This window comes from Cupriavidus sp. DB3 (genome assembly GCF_020418465.1).
Classification (GTDB): Bacteria; Pseudomonadota; Gammaproteobacteria; order Burkholderiales; family Burkholderiaceae; genus Cupriavidus; species Cupriavidus cauae.
In genome coordinates this window covers 514,533-535,097 of record NZ_JAIZPL010000003.1, presented here as the reverse complement: position 1 = coordinate 535,097, position 20,565 = coordinate 514,533, and the positions used below count along the sequence as shown (strand labels likewise).

Here is a 20,565-nt window from a genome sequence, read left to right as displayed (position 1 = left end):
GCGGCACCACGACCGCTACCGCCCGACGCCGCAACACAGGCGATGCGCCACTGGCCACTGGTCATGTTTGAAGCAGCGGTCAGGCAATGGGAGGTTGCACATTGCCTGGTTGGGGATGGGCATCTTCGCGCGAGCGGAGAACGGCGACGGGCACGTCTGTCTGGGACGGCCCGCCGCCGGCCGGAACCGTGGCAGGCGCGGGACGTTGTCCGCGTCTGCCTCGGCAATAAGAAGAATCCGGGGGAATCATCATGAGCGGCGCCATCACCCGCCCGCTGCTGTTCGTATCGCAGCACCACGAGGCCAATCTTTGCCGCTTCCTCAGCCAGCGTGGCTGGAAGCTGCTGTTCGCCGCCACCCCGCACGAGGTGGAAGCACACCCGCTGGAGGAGCAGCCGATCGCCGGCCTGCTCGACCTCGGCGGCGATATCGGCGACGCCGATCTGGAGGCGCTCGAACCCTGGTTCGCGCAGCCCAACATTGCGTGGATCGCGATGGTCGGCTGTCGCGACCGGCTGACGCCGACGGCGCGCCGGCTGCTGGGGCTGTATTTCATCGACTATCTGACCGCGCCATTCGAATCGGCGACGCTGGCCCAGGGTCTGGGCCACGCCTGGGGCATGGTCCAGCTGCGCCACGACAGCCTGGCACCCAACGCGCGTGTACCGGGCCCGGCCGGCATGGTGGGCGAATGCGAGGCGATGCAGGCCTTGTTCCGCGGCATCGCCAAGGTTGCGCGCTGGGACGCGCCGGTGCTGATCGGCGGCGAATCGGGCACCGGCAAGGAACTGGCCGCGCAGGCGATCCATCGCGCCTCGCCGCGTGCCGCGCAACCGTTCGTCGCGCTGAACTGCGCCGCGATCCCGCCCGCGCTGCTGCAGTCCGAACTGTTCGGCTACGAGCGCGGCGCGTTCACCGGCGCGCTCAAGCGCAAGCCGGGCCGCATCGAGCTGGCCCAGGGCGGCACGCTGTTTCTCGACGAGATCGGCGACATGCCGCTCGAGAGCCAGACCAGCCTGCTGCGCTTTCTCGAAACGGGCTGCATCGAACGGCTGGGCGGCACGGACTCGGTCGCCGTCGATGCGCGCATTGTCTCGGCCACGCACGTCGATCTCGAGGCGGCCGTAGCGGCCGGCCGCTTCCGCCAGGACCTGTATCACCGGCTGTGCGTGCTGCGCATCCGCCAGCCCGCGCTGCGCGAGCGCGGCAGCGACATCGTGCTGCTGGCCGAGCATGTGCTCGGCGAGATCCGGAGGCAGGCGCCGGCACGCATCAAGGGGTTCTCCAACTCGGCGATGCGCGCGATGGCCGTGCATCCGTGGCCGGGCAATGTGCGCGAGCTGATCAACCGCATCCGCCATGCCGCGGCAATGTGCGAAGGCGGCGTGATCCGCCCCGCCGATCTGGACCTGCAGCCGCCCGCCGAGGCGCATCCCTGCACGCTCGCCGCGGTGCGCGAGGCGGCCGAATGCAACGCGATCCGCGAGGCGCTGCAACGCCATCACGAGCGGCTGATCGATGTCGCCGCCGAACTGGGCGTGTCGCGGGTGACGCTGTTCCGCTTGATGCGCGACTACAAGCTCCAGATTCGCAGGCAGGACCTCGGGCTGGTGGTACGCGAGGGCTGAGCGCTGCTGCGCCCTCGCCGCCTGGACCCCGCACCCGGCACCCTGCCCTGCGCCCCCATCGAGTCTGCCCGCATGCCATCCGCCACCGCCCGGCCGTGCGCCGCCGTCCGCCACACCGGCTTGCGCTACCTGCTGGTCGGCGCCAGCAATTCCGTGCTGGGCTTCGCCGCCATCTGGCTGGCGCTGCGCGGGCTGGACTGGCATCCGGCCGCGGCCAATGCCGCCGGCTATGCGGTCGGCTTCCTGTGGAGCTTCGCGCTGAACCGGCGCTGGACCTTCGCGCATCGCGGCCATGTTCTGGCAAGCCTGGGGCGCTTCGGCGCGGTCTGCGCGCTCGGCTACCTGGCCAACCTGGCGACGGTGCTGGCCCTGTCGAACGTGCTGGCGCCGCGCAGCCTGCTGGCGCAACTCGGCGGCATGGCTGTCTATACGGGGCTGACGTACCTGGGGGCGCGGCATTGGGCGTTTCGCGGACATGTGGGCTGCACGCAGCGGAAGAAGATCGGCCGCGCCACGCGCATCGCGGCAGCGCGCGCCGTCATGGCCAACGCGCCGTTCGTCGTTGCCGTCGCGGCCGGCTCCGCCCTGCCCTGGCTCGCGCCCTATCCCCCGATGATCGACCTGCCGCAGCATGCCGGCCAGATCGCCGCGCTGCGCGACCTGCTGGCCGGTACCTCGCCATGGCAGCAGGACCTGCGCATCAATCCGTTCACGCCCTACCTGCTCGGCTATGGCGCGGCGCTGGCGCTATCGTGGTGGATGCCGGTGACGGCCGCGCTGAAGCTGCTGCTGTCGCTGGCCTATCTCGCCTGTATCGGCGCCTGTATCGCGCTGCGCCGGCAGCTTGGCGCCGATGCGCGGCTGGACTGGCTGTTCGTGCCGGGATTCTTCGGCTTCGCCTATGAATGGGGCTTCCTGACCTTCCTGCTGGCGGTGCCGCTCGGCCTGCTGTTCCTGCTGCCCGCATGGCGCCATGCGCGTACGCCCACGCTGCGTACCGGCGCCATGATCGTGGCCGGCGGCGCGCTGCTGTTCGTCGCGCATGGGCTCGTCTTCCTGTTCGCCTGCGCGGTGGGCGGCGCCTGCACGCTGATCGGACTGGGTGGCATCGTTTGCCGTGCCCGCCGTAGCGACGGTGCCCACCGCGCCCGCTCCTCGCACACGCCGCGCATCGTGCTGCGCGCGCTGATGCCGTACGCGCTGCTGGGCCTGGTCGCGCTGCTGTACGCATGGCACGCGCAGCGGTTCGACGCCACGCTGGATTACGCGTGGCCCGCGGTCGAATGGCGCTGGGACTGGATGCGCGTGCCGTTGCTGCTGGTCTCGCCCTGGGGCGCGTGGTCGACGCATCTGCCCTTCGCGCTGGCCACGCTGCTGATGCTGGCTGCGCCGTGGGCGATGGGCCTGCGGCCGCGTTGGCGTCTACCGCAGGCCTGGCTGCCTCTTGCGGCCGTGCTGCTGGTCTGGCTGTGCGTGCCGCACTACGCGATGCGCACCGCCTTCCTGTTCCAGCGCTTCGGCATCCTGCTGCTGCCGTGCTATGCGCTGCTGTTCGCGGCGCCGACGAGCACGAACGGTCCGCGCCGCGCGATGGCTGCGCACTGGTGCGCGCTCGCGCTGTGCGCGGCCTGCGCACTGCACCTGGGTTGGCAGGCCAGGCGCACGCTGGCTTTCGGCGCGGAGACGCGCGATTTCGACGCGGTGCTCGGCGCGGCCGCGCCGGGCCAGCGTGCGCTGATGCTGGTCTTCGATGCGGGCAGCGCGGCCGCCGCGCATCCCGGCGCCTATCAGCACTTCCCGCTGTGGTACCAGGCGCGGCGGCACGGACTGGTCGACTTCAACTTCGCCTGGTTCCTGCCGCAGATCGTCCGCTATCGCAGCGGCCATGCGCCACCGCTCGATCCCGCCGACATGCTCGACAACGCGTTTCCGGCCAACTTCGACTGGCACCGCCACGATGCCGGACGCTATCGCTATCTGTTCGTACGGCGCGCGACGCCGCTGCCCGCCGGCTATTTCGCCGCGGCCGACTGCCGCGTGGAACGGCTGCGTACGGCCGGCGACTGGTCGCTGTACGCCACGCGCGATTGCCCGCCGCCATCCGGGCGGCCGCTTCCCTAGGAGACCACCATGTCGCCGCAAGCCTATCTCGAAATGGCGCAGACCGAAGCCGATCACTGGTGGTTCCGCGCGCGCCGCGACATCGTCGCCGCGGTGCTCGAGCAATTGGCGCTGCCGCCCGGCGCCGCCATCCTGGAGATCGGCGCCGGCACCGGCGGCAATCTCGACATGCTGGCGCGCTTCGGCACCGTCAGCGGCCTCGAGATGGACGCGATGGCCCGCCGGCTCGCCGTGGCCAAGACCGCGGGCCGCTATGCCATCGCCGACGGCCGCTGCCCCGACGCGATGCCGTACCGCCCGGGCAGTTTCGACCTGGTCTGCCTGCTCGACTGCCTCGAACACATCGCCGACGATGCCGGCGCGCTGCTGGCGGTGCGCTCGCTGCTGCGGCACGGCGGCGCGGCGCTGATCACGGTGCCGGCGCATCCGTGGCTATGGAGCCGGCATGACGTGTTCCTGCACCATCAGCGCCGCTATCGCCGAACGGCGCTGACCACGCGGCTCGGCAACGCGGGACTGTGCGTGGAAACGGTGAGCTACTTCAACACCGTGCTGTTTCCGCTGGCGGTGGCGGCACGCTGGCACGACCGGCTGCGCGACCTGCTGCACGCGCGCCTGCCCGAGCATGGCGTGCCGGGCGAGGCCGGCGGCTCGACCGGCACGGCGATGCCGCCCGCCCTGCTGAACGCGCTGCTGTACACGCTGTTCCGCAGCGAGCGGCACTGGCTGCGGCGCGGCACCTTGCCGTTCGGCGTATCGCTGCTCGCGGTCGCGCGTGCCGTCTGACAACAGGGAGCAAAGCAGAACGCCGCGGAATCAGCGCGTGCGGGCCCGTTGCACCGCGGACAGCTCGATCACGCGGCGGCCGCCGAGCCCCTGCGTCGCCGGCCGCTCCTGGTAGCGCCGGCGCACCAGATAGATAGGACGGCCCTTGGTCTCGTGATAGATGCGGCCGACGTATTCGCCCACCACGCCGACGCCGATCAGCTGCAGCCCGCCGAAGAACAGCAGCGCACACAGCAGCGAGGCGTAGCCCGGCACGTCGACGCCGAGCCACAGCGTGCGGCCGACGATGAAGCTGCCATAGCAGAAGGCGGCGAAGGCGACGGCCACGCCGATATAGGTCCAGCAGCGCAGCGGCACCGTGCTGAAGCTGGTGATGCCCTCCAGCGCGAAATTCCACAGCCGCCAGCCGGAGAACTTCGACTGCCCGGCGCTGCGCGGTTCGCGCGTGTACGGCAGCGTCACCGTATGGAAGCCCACCCAGGCGAACAGGCCTTTCATGAAGCGGCGCCGCTCCGGCAGGCTCTTCAGCGCGTTGACCACGGCGCGGTCCATCAGCCGGAAGTCGCCGACGTTCTCGGGCAGCCGCAGTTCCGACATGCGGTTGTGCAGCCGGTAGTAGGCGCCGGCGGTCACGCGCTTGAGCCACGAATCGCAGGCACGGTCGATGCGCTGGGCCAGCACCACCTCGGCGCCTTCGCGCCAGCGCGCCACCATCTCGCCGATCAGTTCGGGCGGGTCCTGCAGGTCGAAGTCGATCGGCACCACCGCATCGCCGAACGCCTCGTCGATGCCGGCGGTCAGGGCGGCCTCCTTGCCGAAGTTGCGGGTCAGGTCGATCACGCGGATGCGCGCATCGGCGCGTGCCTGCGCCAGCAGCCGCGGCAGCGTGTCGTCGGCGCTGCCGTCGTTGACGCAGACGATCTCGAAGCGGATGCCCGGGATCGCCTCGAGCACCGGGATCACACGCGAGAAGAACGGCACGATGGCGTCGCTCTCGTTGTAGCAGGGCGCCACCACCGACAGCAGCCGGGTATCGCGGTGCCACGGCGTCTGGCGGTCGGGGCGCGCGGCGCCCATGGATCCGGCCGGCGCGCCGACGGCCCCCTCGGTCGTACCCTCGCCGCCGAGGCCGCCATGGAAGACACCGTGACAGCCCCCATGAGGGCCGCCATCAGAGCGGACGTGATTGCCACCGCCGACATTGCCGCCCTTGGGGGCGCCCTCGACGGCGCCCCCGGCGGTTCTCCTCCCTGCCCCCGTGTCCTCGCGGCGGCGCTGGCTTGCGGCGCCGAGCCTGTCATGTCGCGACATGTCCCGTCCCCCCGCCCTTGCTGCCCGTATCGGTGTCCGTCCGCCAGGCGCGCCGCAGCACCGCGGCCATGCCCAGCGCGAGCAGTTGCACCCCGCCCTGCCACAGCTGCGCCAGCGCATTGGCGAACATCAGCATCGGCGTGCACCACAGCGCGACCAGCAGCAGACGCTCGCCCGGCATCCAGCCGCGCCGCACGCCCTCCCCCGCCAGGCCCGCCACCGCCATGCCGAGCCACGCCAGCTCGTAGTACCAGAGATAGGGTGTGGCCAGCATCGCCGCCAAGGCCAGCGCGGCGGTGCGCAGGCCGGTGTCGCGATGGCGGCGCCATACGCAGGCCAGCGCGCCGGCCGTCGCCAGCGTCAGCACCGCCTGCAGCGCATAGGCCAGCGCGGGCGGGCCGCCGGCAAGCCGCACCGAGGCCACCAGCGTCGGGCTGACGTACCAGGCGCGGATGCCTTCCTGAATCAGCAGGTCGGTGACCTGCGCGGTGGCGCTCGCGAAGGCCGGCACCGTCTGCCAGCCGAACGCCGCGACGCTCCCGGCGGCCAGCGCTCCCGCCGTGACCGCCGCGGCCGCCAGCGCGCGCCATTCGCGCCCGGCGATCAATGCCACCGGAAACATCAGTGCCAGCTGCGGCTTGATCGCCAGCAGGCCGATCAGCACGCCGGCCAGCAGAGGCCGGCGCGGCAGCAGCACCAGCGCCCATGCGGCGAGCGCCGCGGTCAGCAGCGCGTTCTGGCCGATGGTCGCCGCCAGGAACAGGCCAGGGAAGCCGAGCAGCGCCATCACGATCGCGCCGCGCGCCGCGCGTGGCGGCGAGGCGAGTGCGGCCAGGCGCAGCAGCGCGGCGACATAGCCGGCCGCGGACAGGCCGATGAAGGCGACGTAGCTCCATGCGAACGGCAGCAGCGACAGCGGCAGCACGACCCACAAGAAGGTCGGCGGATAGAGCCACGGCAGATAGAAGCCCGAGTCGGCCGGCACGGCGCCATGCGCGGCGATCACCGGCTGCAGCTGCGCATAGTCGTAGACCGCCAGCGCGCCGGCGCCTCGCAGCAGATGCGAGGCGCTCCAGAACACCGAGAAGTCGGCACCTGGCCGAACGATGGTGTCTGCCGTGAAGCCACGCGTGATCCAGGCCCATGCCACCAGGATCAGGCATTGCGCCAGCAGCATCGCGCCGGCGTACAGCCGCACACGCTCCAGCGTCAGCCAGTGTCCGCGCGCGGCGGGCAGTGTGTTGGCAATCGAGGCGCGTTCAAGGGTCATGGGGTCGCTCGGAAGGGGAATGGGCACGGCGACGCGGCATCGCGTGTCCTTGTTCTATCAGACGCGGCCCGCGGCGCAAGGCGCGCCACCCGACGGGGCCGCGACGATCGAGGCGGTTTGCACGCCGGCGTTTCCGCGCGGAAGCACGGCACGGCGAACCGCTGCATTCGCCGATGCGAGCGGCCGATGCGAGCGCGCGCTGGCGCGCCGGCGCGGTGCTTGCGGTCGCCTGGCCATCGTGTCCGTCAGCGCGCCAGGCGTGCCGACGCGGCTTCATGCAACGCCGCGGCACGCGGCAACGTTTCAAGTGGGAAACACGGCGCCGGCGCAAACCGGCTGCGCCAGACGGATGGCAATCGCCGCGCAACGGGCGGGCACGCATCATCGCCATCCTCGTGCGAAAGGATGAGGCGGGCATCCCGGCACGCCGCCACGTCACCGCCGCCTCATGGCGCGCCTCATCCTTTGCGGCGAGTGCCGGACGGAGGCGCGCGCCGCATCGCCGAACCATCATCGGCCAATCGTCCACCCATCGCACGGCATCGCGTTTCCGCTCGGAAACGAGCGGCCGTCCACGGGCCTGCTTTCGGCCTGCCGGTCGACACCCCGCTTGCTGCAAGGCCTTATCGCACAACGATTTCGCATCGGCTGGCAAAGCTCTTGCCTTGATGTGGCCACACGGTCGCCGGCACAGCGCCGCCGGCCCCGGCAGCAGTTCCGAATCACGCGGCGGCAGCGCGAGCGCGCCGCAAGCGACAGGACATTGACCATGCTGACGAACCCGCACCGCCTCACGCAGCCTCCCGCCTCGCGGGGATCGCGGCCGCACCGCGCGCCGCGCCTGCGCTGCATGCATGGCGCCGATGCCTCGTCGCCGCGGCACGCCGCGCCGCGGCATGCGCGGCGCGACCACACGCATCGCCGCGCACGCCGCCTGGCGGCGAGCGGCCACCCGGCCCATGCGGACCGCCATCGGGGCGGTCATCCCACCGGACACTGCGGCGGCCATGGCCGCTGGCCCTTCGATGCCTGCGCGGCATGCGGGCCGCCGCACCGGCGAGCGCGTGCCATCACGCATCGCAGCGGGCAACTCCCCGCTGCCAACCGTAGCCAATCGACAGAGTAGTGCCCTGCATTCCAACCAAGGAGAGAGCCATGCAAGACCTGATGCAACAAGCCAAGCAGTTCGTCCAGGACGAAGACGGCGTCACCGCGATCGAGTACGGCCTGATCGCCGCGCTGATCGCCATCGTGATCATCGCCGGCGTCAAGCTGGTCGGGCAGAACCTGAGCGCGGTGTTCGACAAGGTGCAGTCCGCACTGAAGTAAGGGGCGCGCTCCGGGCGCCAAACCCGCGCCGGCGAGATCGGCGCAAGCAAAACCCCGCGGGGCCACACGCTCCGGCCCCGCGGGCCTGCGACACCAAAGGGAGACACCGATGCGCGCGCTACCGAATGCCATCCGCACCTTCGTCGATGAAGACGGCGCCGTCACCAGCATCGAGTACGCATTGATCGCGATGCTGATCGCGCTGGTGATCATCGTCTCGGTCAGGGCCGTCGGCGAAACCCTGAGCACCATCTTCGACAAGGTCGCGTCGTCGTTCTGAACGACGTGCCCATGTCGCATCGAGCAATCCGCATCGAGCAATCCGCATCGAGCAATCCGCATCGAGTGACTCGCACCGAGCGACCTGCACGAATGCCCCGCACCGAATCACCGGAGCCAGCCATGTCCCACCCGCACCTCGCCACGCTGATCGGACCCGCCGCGATGCTGCTGGTGCTGGCCGCGGCCGCGACCGACCTGCACAGCCGCCGCATTCCGAACTGGCTGACCTTCGGCGCCTGGCTGCTGGCGCTGCCGGTGCTGATGGCGACGACCGGCGCGCTGGCCGGCGCGCTGGCCTGGGCCGGCGGCTGGCTGACCGGACTGGCGATGTTCCTGCCGATCTACCTGCTGCGCGGCATGGCTGCCGGCGACGTCAAGCTGATGGCCGCGGTCGGCGCGTGGCTGGGCGCGGGCATGGCCTTCGACATCGCGCTGGCCGCCTTCGTACTCGGCGGCGCGTGGGCCCTCGCGTGGGCGCTGCTGCGCCGGCGCGGCCGCGAGCTGGGACGCAACATGCTGAACATCCTGCGGGCGCCCGGCGGATGGAATCCGGACCGGTGCAAGCCCGGCGCGCTCGATCCATCGGTATCGGTGGGCGCGATGCCCTACGGCATCGCCATCGCCGCGGGCACCGTCGCGATGCTGTTCGCGTCGGCGTAGCGGCCATGGCGACCGGCGAACCGGCCCATCGGGCAGGCAACCAGCACAGATCGGGGGATCTCATGATCGAGCAACAGCCGACCACGCCGCTGCACCGGCTGCCGACCGCGGCCGATGCCGGCGACCCTGCGCCGGCCGAGGCGGCGGAGACCGCGCAGCCCCAGCCCTGGCACGTGGCGCCGCGCACGGTCGCCGATACCGGCATCGACATCACGATGCTGGCGAGCCTGCTGATGAAGGCGGCTTACCTGTACCGCGACGTCACGCTGCTGCAGCTGTCCGAGACGCTGCGCCTGCCCGGCTCGGTCATCGGCGAGATCGCGACCTCGTGCGTGCGCGAACGCCTGCTCGAGATTGCCCATCGCGGCGCCAGCGACCTCGACGTGCGCTACCGGCTCACCGATGCCGGCTACGCGCGCGCCGCCGAACTGGCCGCCCGCTGCAGCTATGCGGGCCCGGCGCCCGTCACGCTGGACGCCTATCTGGAAGCGGTGCGGCGCCATTCGGTGCGCCAGGCCAGCGTGTCGAAGGCGGACGTGGCCGCCGTGCTGGGCGACATGGTGGCCGCGCCGCACGTGGTCGACGAGGCCGGCATCGCGCTGAACGCAAGCGCGGCGCTGCTGCTGTACGGCCCGCCGGGCAGCGGCAAGACCTTCCTGGCGCGGCGGCTGCGCGAGCTGATGCCCGGCGCGGTGCCGGTGCCGCACGCGCTCACCGTGGCCGGCGAGATCATCCAGGTATTCGATCCGCTGGTGCACGTGCCCTTCGACGAGGGCACCAACCCCGGATGGCGGCGCGGCGCCGACCGGCGCTGGACCATCTGCCATCGTCCGGCGGTGCTGACCGGCGGCGAACTGACGCTCGACATGCTGGACCTGCGCTACGACCAGGTCGCGGGCTACTACCAGGCGCCGCCGCACATGAAGGCCAACAACGGCGTCTACATCGTCGACGACCTGGGCCGGCAACTGGTCGGCGTCAGCGAACTGCTGAACCGCTGGATCGTGCCGCTGGACCGCGGCATCGACATGTTCACGCTGCACAGCGGCGTGCGCTTCTCGGTGCCGTTCGATGTGTGGCCGGTGTTCTCGACCAACCTGGAGCCCAGCGCGCTGGGCGACGACGCCTTCCTGCGCCGGCTCGGCAGCAAGCTCTATATCGGCCCGCTGGCCGAGGACGACTACCGCGAGGTCTACGCGCGCGCCGCGCACGCGCTCGGCCTGCACGGCGCCGACGAGGTGTTCCGCTTCCTGCTCGACGGCCTGCACCTGGCCGACGGGATTCCGCTGCTGGCCTGCATCCCGGGCGACCTGCTCAAGCTGATCGACTCGGCCCGGCGCTACCACGGCGACCCGCCGCGCGTCACCGAGGCGGCGCTGCGGCGCGCCTGGCAGGCGTACTTCGGCCGCGAGGCCGGCGACGGCATGCGCTGGCGCAGCGGTGAGCGAACGGCGCGGCGATAGCAGATCGGACGGACGCCGCGCCGACAAGGAAACGCGGAAGAACGCAGCGAACGCGCAGGGAATGAGGGAACGAGGGAAACGAGGGCGACCTCAGGGAGAGCTTCCATGAAAAACGCACGGGCAATTCTGATGCTTCTGGTCGCACTGGCCGCGGGGGTGGCGGCGGTGATCGCGGCCTCGCGCTGGCTGATGCAGCAGTCGTCGAACTCGGTGGCGCAGGTGGTGGTGGCCGCCAGCGACATCAATCTGGGCCAGCCGATCGGGCCCGAGCAGTTGCGGATGGTCAGCTGGCCCAGCGGCAGCGTGCCGCCCGGCGCCTTCACCAACGCCGCACTGCTGCAGGGGCGCGTGGCCAGGACCAGCGTGCTGCGCGGCGAGCCGCTGCTCGAGGCCAAGCTGGCGCCGCAGGGCACCAAGGGCGGGCTGTCGGCGGTGATCGGCGAGGGCAAGCGCGCGATCACGGTGCGTGTCAACGATGTGGTCGGCGTGGCCGGCTTCGCGCTGCCGGGCAACCTGGTCGACGTGATCGTCAACACCGCGGCCGAGGCCAGGCGCAACGGCGCCGCCAGTGGCAACGGCGAAGCCAGCATCTCGAAGATCGTGCTGGAAAAGATCCTGGTGCTGGCGGTCGCGCAGCAGGTCAGCCGCGACGACACGCAGCCGAAGGTGGTCAATGCGGTGACGCTGGAGGTCACGCCCGAACAGGCCGAAAAGCTCGACGTCGCGCGCAGCGTGGGAACGCTGTCGCTGGTGCTGCGCAATCAGGTGGATCTGGCCGCGGTCGATACCGAAGGTGCAACGAAGACCACGCTGCTGGGCACGCCCGCCGCGGCGCCGGCAGCCGCGCCGCTCAAGCCGGTCAAGGTCAGCGCGCCGGTGCGTGCGCGCCCTGCCGCGCCGGCCCGATCCGGCCACTGCATCGGCGTGCTGTCGGGCGTGCAGGGCAGTCTCGAATGTTTCTGAGCCGGAGGGTTTCAGCCGGGACGGCAGCGGCATGACTGGGCATGCCGCGCAAGGCGGGTCGCACGTCAGGAACGATGTGCAGCGAATCGGGCAGCACCAATTCTCTCCGGGGGGAGATATGAAAACAAACCATGAGCAGAGGGACCGCGCGCGCACGGCGCGCACGCTGGGCGGCGCGGGCACGGCCTGCCTGCTGCTGGCTCTGGCCGGCACCGCCGGCGCGCAGACGGCAGCCGAAGCCGGCGCTGTGGCCAGGGGCACCACGCCCGCGGCCGGCACCCGCGCCGGCAGCAATGCCAATGCCAACGCCAATACCAACGCCAACGCCGGCATCGCCGCCGGCGCGCCAATGCAGATGACGATCAGCATGGCGCCCGCCCGCGCACCGGTGCCCGCCGCCGATACGCGCGGGCCCAACTGCAGCGGCGCGGTACGCGAGGAAAGCCATGTGGTGGTGCCGATCGGCAAGTCGACGCTGATCCCGCTGCCCGAGCCGGTGCGCAACCGGACCGTGGGCAATCCGGAGATCGTGCAGGCGACCATGGTGTCGCCGCAGACGATGTATGTGCTCGGCCGCAGCCTGGGCACCACCAACATGATCGTGCAGGGGCGCAGCGGCGCCTGCAGCGTGATCAATATCGCGGTCAATGTCGATGCCGGCGGGCTGCAGGGCTCGCTGGCGCAGCTGATGCCCACCGAGCGCGGCATCCGCGTCGCCACCGCCGCCGACAACCTGGTGCTGACCGGCAGCGTCTCCAGCGCGCAGGCAGCCCAGCAGGCGGTGGAGATCGCGCGCGCCTATGCCGCCGTCGCGCAGGGCGACAAGGAGGCGAAGAACGGCGGCGTGCTGAACATGCTCAGCGTCGATACGCCGCAGCAGGTGATGCTCGAGGTCAAGGTCGCCGAGGTGTCCAAGACCCTGCTGAACCAGCTCGGCTCGCAGCTGAACCTGCAGGGCGGCTTCGGTTCGTGGACCGGCGGCCTGCTGACCTCGCTGCTGACCGGCTCGCGCACCGCGATCTTCGGCAGCAAGGCCAACAACCTGCCGCTCGACATCGCGATCGACGCACAGAAGAACGACTCGCTGGTCAAGATCCTGGCCGAGCCGAACCTGGTCACGCTGAGCGGCCAGGAGGCGAGCTTCCTCGCCGGCGGCAAGATCTATATCCCGGTGGCGCAGAGCAACGCGGTGGTCGGCGGCGTCCCTACCATCACGCTGCAGGAGGAGGAATTCGGCGTGGGGCTCAAGTTCACGCCGACCGTGCTGGCCAACGGCCGCATCAACCTGAAGGTCGCGCCGGAAGTGTCCGAGCTCTCGCCCACCGGTGCCACGGTGACGGGAGCGACGCTGACCGGCCAGACCATCCTGCCGGTGATCACCACGCGGCGCGCCTCCACCACCGTGCAGATGCGCGATGGCGAGAGCTTCGCCATCGGCGGGCTGCTGCAGAACAACGCGCGCGGCACGCTGAAGGCGCTGCCCGGCGCGGGCGAGGTGCCGGTGCTCGGCGCGCTGTTCCGCAGCACGTCATTCCAGCAGGACATGTCCGAACTGGTCTTCATCATCACGCCGCGGCTGGTGCAGCCGATGCAGCATGCGGGCGCGCCGCTGCCGACCGACAGCTTCTCGACGCCGAATCCGCTCGAGCTCTACCTGCTCGGCAATATGGAAGGCTCGGCCGGCCAGCGCGCGGCCACCCCGGCCACGACGCCGGCAGGCAGCGCGCCCGCACCGCAGTCGCCGGCACAGCGATCGCCGGCGCCGCAGCCCGCCGCCCCGCAGCCCGCCACGCTGGCGCCGCCGCCGTCGACGCCCGCCTCGCCGTCTCCGGTGCCGCGCACCGCGCTGCCGGTGGGCCGGCCGCTGGGCGAGGCGCCCGCCGCGGCGCTGTCCGCGACACCGGCCGCTGCCACTACCACTGCACCGGCAGCGTCAGCGGCGACGCGCGCGGCACGGCCGGCCGCGCTGCCGACAACCGCCGCACGCGAGGAATCGCAGGCCGAACGCATCGCCCGCATCGAGGCCACCGCCTCGCGGCTCGCCAGGGCACGCGCCGCCGCCCCGGCGGGAAACGACGTCACCGGCGCCACCGACGGCAAGCCGGCCGCACTGAACTGAGCGCCACCGCAAGGAGAACGCCATGAACCAGCCTTCGCAATCGTCCCGCCTGCGCGCGCGCGGCCGCCCCGCGGCCCTGCTCGCCGCCCTGCTCGGCGCGCCGCTGCTCGCGGCCTGCATCAGCACCACGCCGATCTGGGACAGCCGCTTCGGCCAGTCCGTCAATGCGGTCAAGCAGGCCCAGATCATCAATCCGAATGCGCCGGCCGGCCTGCCTTCGCTGACCGGCGTCGACGGCAGGGCCGCGGTGGCCGCGATGGGCAATTACGACCGCTCGCTGCAACGCCTGTCGCCCGCCGGCGCCTATGGCAATGGCGCCGGCATGCAGGGCGGCATCGGCATGTCCGGCGGCATCGGCACGCGCTGAACGCGGCCGATGCAGGGGCGCAAGCCATTTCGCCAAGCCATGGAGGAACCCATCATGAAGCCGAACACAGCGGGATCGCGCATACGCCGGCGAACCGCCATGCGGCAGCGCCAGCAGGGTGCCGTCGCGATCATCGTCGCGCTGGCGCTGGTGGCGATGGTGGGCTTCCTCGGCCTGGCGCTGGACCTGGGCAAGCTCTACGTGGCCAAGAGCGAGTTGCAGAACGGCGCCGATGCCTGCGCGCTGGCGGCGGCGCGCGACCTGACCGGCGCCACGCCGCTGGCGGTGTCCGAGGCGGCCGGCATCACCGCCGGCTATCGCAATCTGGCGCTGTTCCAGAGCGAGTCGGTGCAGTTCACCGCCGACAGCAGCGTGACCTACAGCGACGCGCTGGCCAACCCCTTCTATCCGAAGAACAGCGTGCCCTATGCGCTGGACACCATCAAATACGTCAAATGCGCGGCCTCGCGCGCCGGCATCGCCAACTGGTTCGCCCAGGTGCTGAACCTGCTGCCGGGCGGCAGCGTGGGGCCGAGCACGGTGTCCTCGTTCGCGGTGGCCACCGTGGGCGCCGCGCAGACGGCGTGCGCGATCCCGGTGTTCGTCTGCAAGCCCGACACCATCAGTCCGCCCGAACCGCCCTACACCGTGGGCCAGTGGCTGGTGTCCAAGCTCGACGCAGGCAACAAGGGCGAGTATGGCGGCGGCAATTTCGGCTGGGCCGACCTGGCGGGCGGCAGCGGCACCAAGAGCCTGGCCGAGCAGCTCAAGGGCTCGGGCCAGTGCAACCTGCCGGCGCTCGGCACCGAGATCGGCACCACCGGCAACAAGTCGTCGCTGGCGGACGAGTGGAACAGCCGCTTCGGCATCGTCAAGGCCGGCAAGGTCGCCGGCGTGCCCGACTTCACCGGCCACGCCTACAACGACACCACCTGGCCCGCCAAGGCCAATGCCTATCCGGACTTCACCGCCAGGCGCAAGACGTTTGCGCCTTACCAGGGCGACAGCATCGCGATGATCGATACCAAGGGATCGCCGTCCAGCACCGCCGCCCATCAGGGCGGCGCCGACCGGCGCATGGTGCTGGCCCCGGTGGTCGACTGCAGCGGCTTCGCTGTGTCGGGCACGCACAAGGCCAGCGTGCTGGAGTGGGCCTGCCTGCTGATGATCGAGCCGATGCAATGGGGCGGCAACATCAACTCGGTGCGGCTCGAATATCGCGGCGTGTCGAGCTCGATGGGCAGCCCCTGCGCGACGCAGGGCATCCCCGGACTCGGCAGCGGACCCGGCCCGCTGGTGCCGGTCCTGGTGCAGTAGCGGCCGGGCACATCGACAAGCGACAGGAGGCCATCGTGAAGACGCCGATCCCCCGCTCCGCTGCCGGCAATGCGGCGGGCCATGGACCGCGCCACAACCTGCGCCGCGGTCCGCGCCGACTGCGCCGCGCCGGCGCACGCGAACGCCAGCGCGGCGTGGCCGCCGTCGAGTTCGCCATCCTGTTGATCCCGTTGCTGCTGATGCTGTGCGGCGTCGCCGAATTCGGCCGCGCGATCTACCAGTACGACGCGCTGACCAAGGCCACGCGCGGCGCCACCCGCTACCTGTCGCAGTTCTCGCCCGACGACGCCGGCTACCCCGCCGCGCAGGCCAAATGCCTGGCGGTGCATGGCAATACCGGCTGCACCGGCAGCCCGCTGGTCGGCGGCCTGAGCACGTCGATGGTGGTGATCTGCGATCGCGTCGACGCGCGTGGGTGCCCGGGCATGGCCTTCGCCAACGTCAATACCTACGACAACGGCGGCGGCGCCGGCGTGCCGGCCGGCACCGTCAACCTGGTGGCCGTCAAGATCACCGGCTTCGCCTATACGCCGATCCAGCCGCTGATCGATGCCAGCGGGCTGGTGTTCTCCGATGTGATGACCGTGATGAGGCAAGTGCTATGAATCCCGCTGTCCGCCCATCCGCACCGATGGCATCGCCATATCGGACGACATATCGGACGACACGTCGGCCGCCACATCGGTCGCCACACCGCACGCCAGCGCGGCCGCCAGTGGGCGCACCGCGGCCTCGCGCGCGCCAGCGCGGCGCCACCGTGGTCGAGTTCGCGATCGTCGCGATGCTGTTCTTCACGCTGCTGATCGGCGTCGTCGAAATGGCGCGCGTGCTGTTCCACTGGAACACCGCCAGCGAAGCGACACGCTGGGGCGCGCGCATGGCCGTGGTCTGCGATGCCAATGCCGCCATCATCAAGACCCGAATGGCGGCGCTGATGCCGCAGCTGTCGCCGTCGAACATCGCGCTCGACTACGAACCCGCCGGCTGCGACAGCGATCCCGATACCGCGCGCGCGAGCTGCGCCAGCGTGACGGTCCGCGTCACCGGCCTGACCGTGCGCACGCTCGTGCCGATGATTCCGATGACGCTGCCGGTGCCGCCCTTCGCCACCACGCTGTCGCGCGAAAGCATGAACAGCGCGACCGGCGGGCCGGTCTGCAGCTGAACGTGGGCAAGCATTGCCGCGCCCGCCGCGGCGCGCAGGACAACGAACAGGAGAAGCCGTCATGCTGACGATTCTGATCGCCTCCGAGCAAACCGAACGGCTGGCCGAAATCGCGCGGCTGTGCGCGCAGTGCGGGTCGTTCCAGACGCTGGCGCTGAGCGAAGCGCCGGCGCGCATCGCGTCGCATGCGAGCCAGCTGGCGCTGGCCGACATGCTGGTGATCGCGCACGACAGGATAGGCCCGGCGCAGATGCAGGGCATCGAAACCATGCGGCAGCAGCATCCGGAGCTGCCCTGCATCCTGGTCACCGATGCGGTCGAGCCCGAGCTGCTGATCCAGGCGCTGCGCACCGGCATCCGCGACGTGCTGGCGTGGCCGCTGGAGCAGAACCAGCTCGGCGACGCGCTGCGCCGGCTGCAGGCGGCCAGCACGCAGCGGCGCCGCCGCAGCGCGCGGCTGGTGTCGCTGCTGTCGTGCAAGGGCGGCGCCGGCGTCAGCTTCCTGACCGGCAACCTTGGACATGCGCTGGCCGCCCAAGGCAAGCGCGTGCTGGCGCTGGACCTGAACCGGCAGTTCGGCGATCTGGTCCACACGATCTGCGACCGCACGCCGCCGGCGACGCTGCCCGACGTCTGCGCGCAGATCGACCGCATGGATGCGGCCTTCCTCGAAGCGTGCCTGACGCCGGTGGCCGAGGGCTTCGACGTACTGGCCGGCGCGGTCGATCCGATCAAGGCGGCATCGGTGCGCAAGGAACAGGTCGAATGGATCCTGTCGCTGGCGCTGCCGCACTACGACTTCGTGCTGGTCGACGCCGGCCAGGCCATCGATCCGGTGTCGATCGGCGTGCTGGACCGCAGCGACCGCATCGGCGTGGTGCTGCAGCCGACCATCGCGCATGCCCGCACCGGCCGGCGCCTGCTCGACATCCTGCGGGCGCTGCACTATCCCGACGACAAGGTGTGCCTGCTGCTGAACCGCGACGACCGCCGCAACGAACTGGACCGCGCCGCGCTGGAGCAGATCTGCGGCACCCCGGTCTGGCAGGCGCTGCCCGAGGACGCCGCCGCGGTGAACGCGGCGATCAGCCACGGGGAGCCGGTGCTGGCGATGCACCGGCGCAGCGCCATCGCGCGCGCGCTGCAGTCGCTCGCCACGCAGCTGGCCGCGGCCGAGCCGGAACCGCGCGCGGGCGGCGAGCCGTTGTCGCTGCGCCGGCTGCTGCTGCGGGTCAAGGCGGCGTGAGCGCGGTAACCCTATCGCTTCGTCGTACGCCACCTCGCCGCGCGCGCCCACACACCACACGCACCCACCTCTCGAGCCGGAGACCGCCATGTCGATCCGCGAACAACTGTCGAACGCCAGCCCGGGCTTCGCCGCCCTGCCCGTCAACGGCCACCCGGCCGCCGCGCTGCCCGTGGGCAGCGGCTATCGCGCGCTCAAGCGCGCCGTGCACGAGACCGTGCTCGAGCGCGTCGAGCTCGAGCGGCTGGCCCGCATCCCGCTCGAGCAGGTCCGGCACGAGATCGGCCTGCTGGTGGGCGCCATCGTCGACGAGGACAAGGTGCTGCTCAACGACGCAGAACGCCGGCAGCTGATCGGCGAGATCTACGACGAAATGTTCGGCTTCGGCCCTCTGGAGCCGCTGCTGCGCGACCCCACGGTCTCCGACATCCTGGTCAATACCGCGCGCCAGACCTATGTCGAGCGGCGCGGCAAGCTCGAACTGACGGACATCACGTTCTACGACGACGCCCACCTGATGAAGGTGATCGAGAAGATCGTCTCGCGCGTCGGGCGCCGCATCGACGAGACCAGCCCGATGGTCGATGCGCGCCTGCCCGACGGCTCGCGCGTCAATGCGATCATCCCGCCGTCGGCGATCGACGGTCCGCTGCTGTCGATCCGCCGCTTCGCCGTCAATCCGCTGCAGATCGCGGACCTGATCGCGTACCACAGCCTGACGCCGCCGATGGCGCAGCTGTTGCAGGCACTGGCGCACGCCAAGGTCAATCTGGTGGTGTCGGGCGGCACCGGCAGCGGCAAGACCACGCTGCTGAACATCGTGTCGGGCTTCATCCCGGCCGACGAGCGCGTGGTGACCATCGAGGACGCCGCCGAGCTGCAACTGCGGCAGCCCCATGTGCTGCGGCTGGAAACGCGCCCGCCCAATATCGAGGGCAAGGGCGAGATCACGCAGCGCTCGCTGGTGCGCAACGCGCTGCGCATGCGCCCCGATCGCATCATCCTCGGCGAGGTGCGCGGCGCCGAGGCGCTCGACATGCTCAATGCGATGAACACCGGGCACGAGGGGTCGCTGACCACCATCCACGCCAACACGCCGCGCGATGCGCTGACACGGCTGGAGAACATGGTCGGCATGGCGGGCATGAACGTGCCGCCGAAAGCGATCCGGCAGCAGATCGCCTCGGCCATCACGGTGATCGTGCAGGCCGCGCGCCTGACCGACGGCAGCCGCAAGATCGTCAGCATCCAGGAGATCACCGGGATGGAGGGCGACGTGATCAACATGCAGGAGATCTTCACCTTCCAGCGCACCGGTGTGGGACAGGACGGCACCGTGCGCGGCCACTTCCGCGCGACCGGCGTCTATCCGCGCTTCGCCGAGCGGCTGCGCGTCTACGGCGTGGGGCTGCCGGACGAGACCTACGATCCCGCGCGGCGTTTCGAGATCTAGCACCTGCCGGACTGACGGAGAGCGATCATGGACCTTGGCCGATTCGGGCAACTGGGGCAACTGGGGCAATTGGGACAACTGGGACACTACGCGCTGTACGCCTTCGGCGTGCTGCTGTTCATCGCGGTGGTGCTGGCCATCGAGGCCGTCTACCTGTGGTGGAACAGCCATCATGGCGCCTCGGCCCGCCGCATCGACGCGCGCATCCGCGCGCTGTCGGCCGGCGGCCAGCTCGGCCGCGAGCAGATGTCGATCCTGAAGGAGCGGATGCTGGCCGGCAGCCCGCGGATGCAGCGCCTGCTGATGCGGGTGCCGCGGGTGGCGGCGCTGGACCGCTGGCTGCAGCAGTCGGGCAGCAGCTGGTCGGTCGGGCAACTGCTGGGCTTCAGCGCCGCCAGCCTGCTGATCGCCTTCGCCGCGCTGTCGCTGCTGCCGCTGCCGTTCTCGCTGGCGGCCGGCGGCGCGCTGCTGGCCGCCGCGCTGCCATGCCTGCGCACGCTGGCGCAGCGCCAACGGCGCCTGAAGCGCATGGAGGCGCAGCTGCCGGACGCGATCGACATGATCAGCCGCTCGCTGCGCGCCGGGCATTCCTTCGCCGGCGCGCTCGGCACCGTCGGCCAGGAGATGAAGGCCCCGCTCGGTCCCGAGTTCCGCCTGGCCTTCGAGGAGATCAACTACGGCGTCTCGCTCGACGATGCGCTGACCAGCCTGGCGATCCGGGTACCGGTCGGCGATCTGCGTTATTTCGTCATCGCGGTGCTGATCCAGCGCGACAGCGGCGGCAACCTGGCCGAGGTCCTCGACACCATCAGCCGCCTGGTGCGCGAGCGGCTCAAGCTGTTCGACAAGATCCGCGTGCTGTCCGCGGAGGGCCGGCTGTCGGCATGGATCCTCGGCCTGCTGCCGTTCGGCACCGCCGGGCTGATCTCGGTGCTGAACCCCGGCTTTCTCGACGTGCTGTGGCAGGACCCGGCCGGCATCCGCATGGCGGGCACGGCGCTGGGGATGATGGCGCTGGGCGTGCTGTGGATGCGCAAGATCATCCGCATCCGGGTATAGGAGAA

18 protein-coding genes are annotated in these 20,565 nt (G+C 70.9%); 16 read left to right on the top strand and 2 right to left on the bottom strand.

What is annotated here, in order from left to right; genetic code table 11:
• Window positions 1-251: 251 nt before the first annotated feature.
• The 3 genes from K7G19_RS12000 to K7G19_RS11990 all read left to right on the top strand — a co-directional run bounded on the left by K7G19_RS12000 (window position 252) and on the right by K7G19_RS11990 (window position 4,535).
• On the top strand, window positions 252-1,628 hold the full coding sequence (locus tag K7G19_RS12000) for a sigma-54 dependent transcriptional regulator (protein ID WP_149316915.1): 1,377 nt from the start codon (window positions 252-254) through the stop codon (window positions 1,626-1,628).
• A gap of 72 nt (window positions 1,629-1,700) precedes the next feature.
• Window positions 1,701-3,749 (top strand): GtrA family protein, encoded by a 2,049-nt coding sequence (locus K7G19_RS11995; RefSeq protein ID WP_226107415.1) that lies wholly within the window; start codon window positions 1,701-1,703, stop codon window positions 3,747-3,749.
• 9 nt (window positions 3,750-3,758) lie between these two features.
• Window positions 3,759-4,535, top strand: a complete 777-nt coding sequence (locus K7G19_RS11990; protein ID WP_149316913.1) for a bifunctional 2-polyprenyl-6-hydroxyphenol methylase/3-demethylubiquinol 3-O-methyltransferase UbiG — start codon at window positions 3,759-3,761, stop codon at window positions 4,533-4,535.
• A 30-nt stretch (window positions 4,536-4,565) separates the two neighbouring features.
• Here the strand turns inward: K7G19_RS11990 and K7G19_RS11985 are convergent, their stop codons facing one another.
• Window positions 4,566-5,612, bottom strand: coding sequence for a glycosyltransferase family 2 protein (locus K7G19_RS11985; protein ID WP_149316912.1), 1,047 nt, complete (start codon window positions 5,610-5,612; stop codon window positions 4,566-4,568).
• 220 nt (window positions 5,613-5,832) lie between these two features.
• Window positions 5,833-7,116 carry a glycosyltransferase family 87 protein gene (locus tag K7G19_RS11980; RefSeq protein ID WP_226107413.1) on the bottom strand — a complete coding sequence of 428 codons (1,284 nt, stop codon included), beginning with the start codon at window positions 7,114-7,116 and terminating at the stop codon, window positions 5,833-5,835.
• Window positions 7,117-8,271: 1,155 nt separating this feature from the next.
• On the opposite strand from K7G19_RS11980, the gene K7G19_RS11975 reads away from it, so the two are divergent.
• The 13 genes from K7G19_RS11975 to K7G19_RS11915 all read left to right on the top strand — a co-directional run bounded on the left by K7G19_RS11975 (window position 8,272) and on the right by K7G19_RS11915 (window position 20,560).
• Complete coding sequence (locus K7G19_RS11975) at window positions 8,272-8,445, top strand: Flp family type IVb pilin (protein ID WP_226107411.1); 174 nt, start codon at window positions 8,272-8,274, stop codon at window positions 8,443-8,445.
• Between the two features lie 109 nt (window positions 8,446-8,554).
• Window positions 8,555-8,725: a Flp family type IVb pilin gene (locus K7G19_RS11970; protein WP_149316909.1), complete on the top strand. Its 171-nt coding sequence runs from the start codon at window positions 8,555-8,557 to the stop codon at window positions 8,723-8,725.
• 122 nt (window positions 8,726-8,847) lie between these two features.
• Entirely contained in the window at window positions 8,848-9,387 is a 540-nt protein-coding gene (locus tag K7G19_RS11965) for a prepilin peptidase (protein WP_149316908.1), read from the top strand.
• A 62-nt stretch (window positions 9,388-9,449) separates the two neighbouring features.
• Window positions 9,450-10,850: an ATP-binding protein gene (locus K7G19_RS11960; RefSeq protein WP_226107409.1), complete on the top strand. Its 1,401-nt coding sequence runs from the start codon at window positions 9,450-9,452 to the stop codon at window positions 10,848-10,850.
• A gap of 105 nt (window positions 10,851-10,955) precedes the next feature.
• Window positions 10,956-11,813: a Flp pilus assembly protein CpaB gene (cpaB, locus tag K7G19_RS11955; RefSeq protein WP_150083610.1), complete on the top strand. Its 858-nt coding sequence runs from the start codon at window positions 10,956-10,958 to the stop codon at window positions 11,811-11,813.
• A gap of 118 nt (window positions 11,814-11,931) precedes the next feature.
• Window positions 11,932-13,932, top strand: coding sequence for a type II and III secretion system protein family protein (locus tag K7G19_RS11950; protein ID WP_226107407.1), 2,001 nt, complete (start codon window positions 11,932-11,934; stop codon window positions 13,930-13,932).
• Window positions 13,933-13,954: 22 nt separating this feature from the next.
• On the top strand, window positions 13,955-14,299 hold the full coding sequence (locus tag K7G19_RS11945) for a hypothetical protein (RefSeq protein WP_226107406.1): 345 nt from the start codon (window positions 13,955-13,957) through the stop codon (window positions 14,297-14,299).
• Between the two features lie 54 nt (window positions 14,300-14,353).
• Complete coding sequence (locus K7G19_RS11940; protein ID WP_226107405.1) at window positions 14,354-15,616, top strand: TadE/TadG family type IV pilus assembly protein; 1,263 nt, start codon at window positions 14,354-14,356, stop codon at window positions 15,614-15,616.
• A gap of 119 nt (window positions 15,617-15,735) precedes the next feature.
• Window positions 15,736-16,242, top strand: a complete 507-nt coding sequence (locus tag K7G19_RS11935; RefSeq protein ID WP_226107678.1) for a TadE/TadG family type IV pilus assembly protein — start codon at window positions 15,736-15,738, stop codon at window positions 16,240-16,242.
• A gap of 152 nt (window positions 16,243-16,394) precedes the next feature.
• Complete coding sequence (locus tag K7G19_RS11930) at window positions 16,395-16,802, top strand: TadE family protein (protein ID WP_262484840.1); 408 nt, start codon at window positions 16,395-16,397, stop codon at window positions 16,800-16,802.
• A 61-nt stretch (window positions 16,803-16,863) separates the two neighbouring features.
• Entirely contained in the window at window positions 16,864-18,048 is a 1,185-nt protein-coding gene (locus K7G19_RS11925) for an AAA family ATPase (protein WP_226107404.1), read from the top strand.
• An 88-nt stretch (window positions 18,049-18,136) separates the two neighbouring features.
• Window positions 18,137-19,501 carry a CpaF family protein gene (locus K7G19_RS11920; protein WP_150081750.1) on the top strand — a complete coding sequence of 455 codons (1,365 nt, stop codon included), beginning with the start codon at window positions 18,137-18,139 and terminating at the stop codon, window positions 19,499-19,501.
• A gap of 27 nt (window positions 19,502-19,528) precedes the next feature.
• Window positions 19,529-20,560, top strand: coding sequence for a type II secretion system F family protein (locus K7G19_RS11915; protein ID WP_223819412.1), 1,032 nt, complete (start codon window positions 19,529-19,531; stop codon window positions 20,558-20,560).
• The last annotated feature ends 5 nt before the right edge of the window (window positions 20,561-20,565 follow it).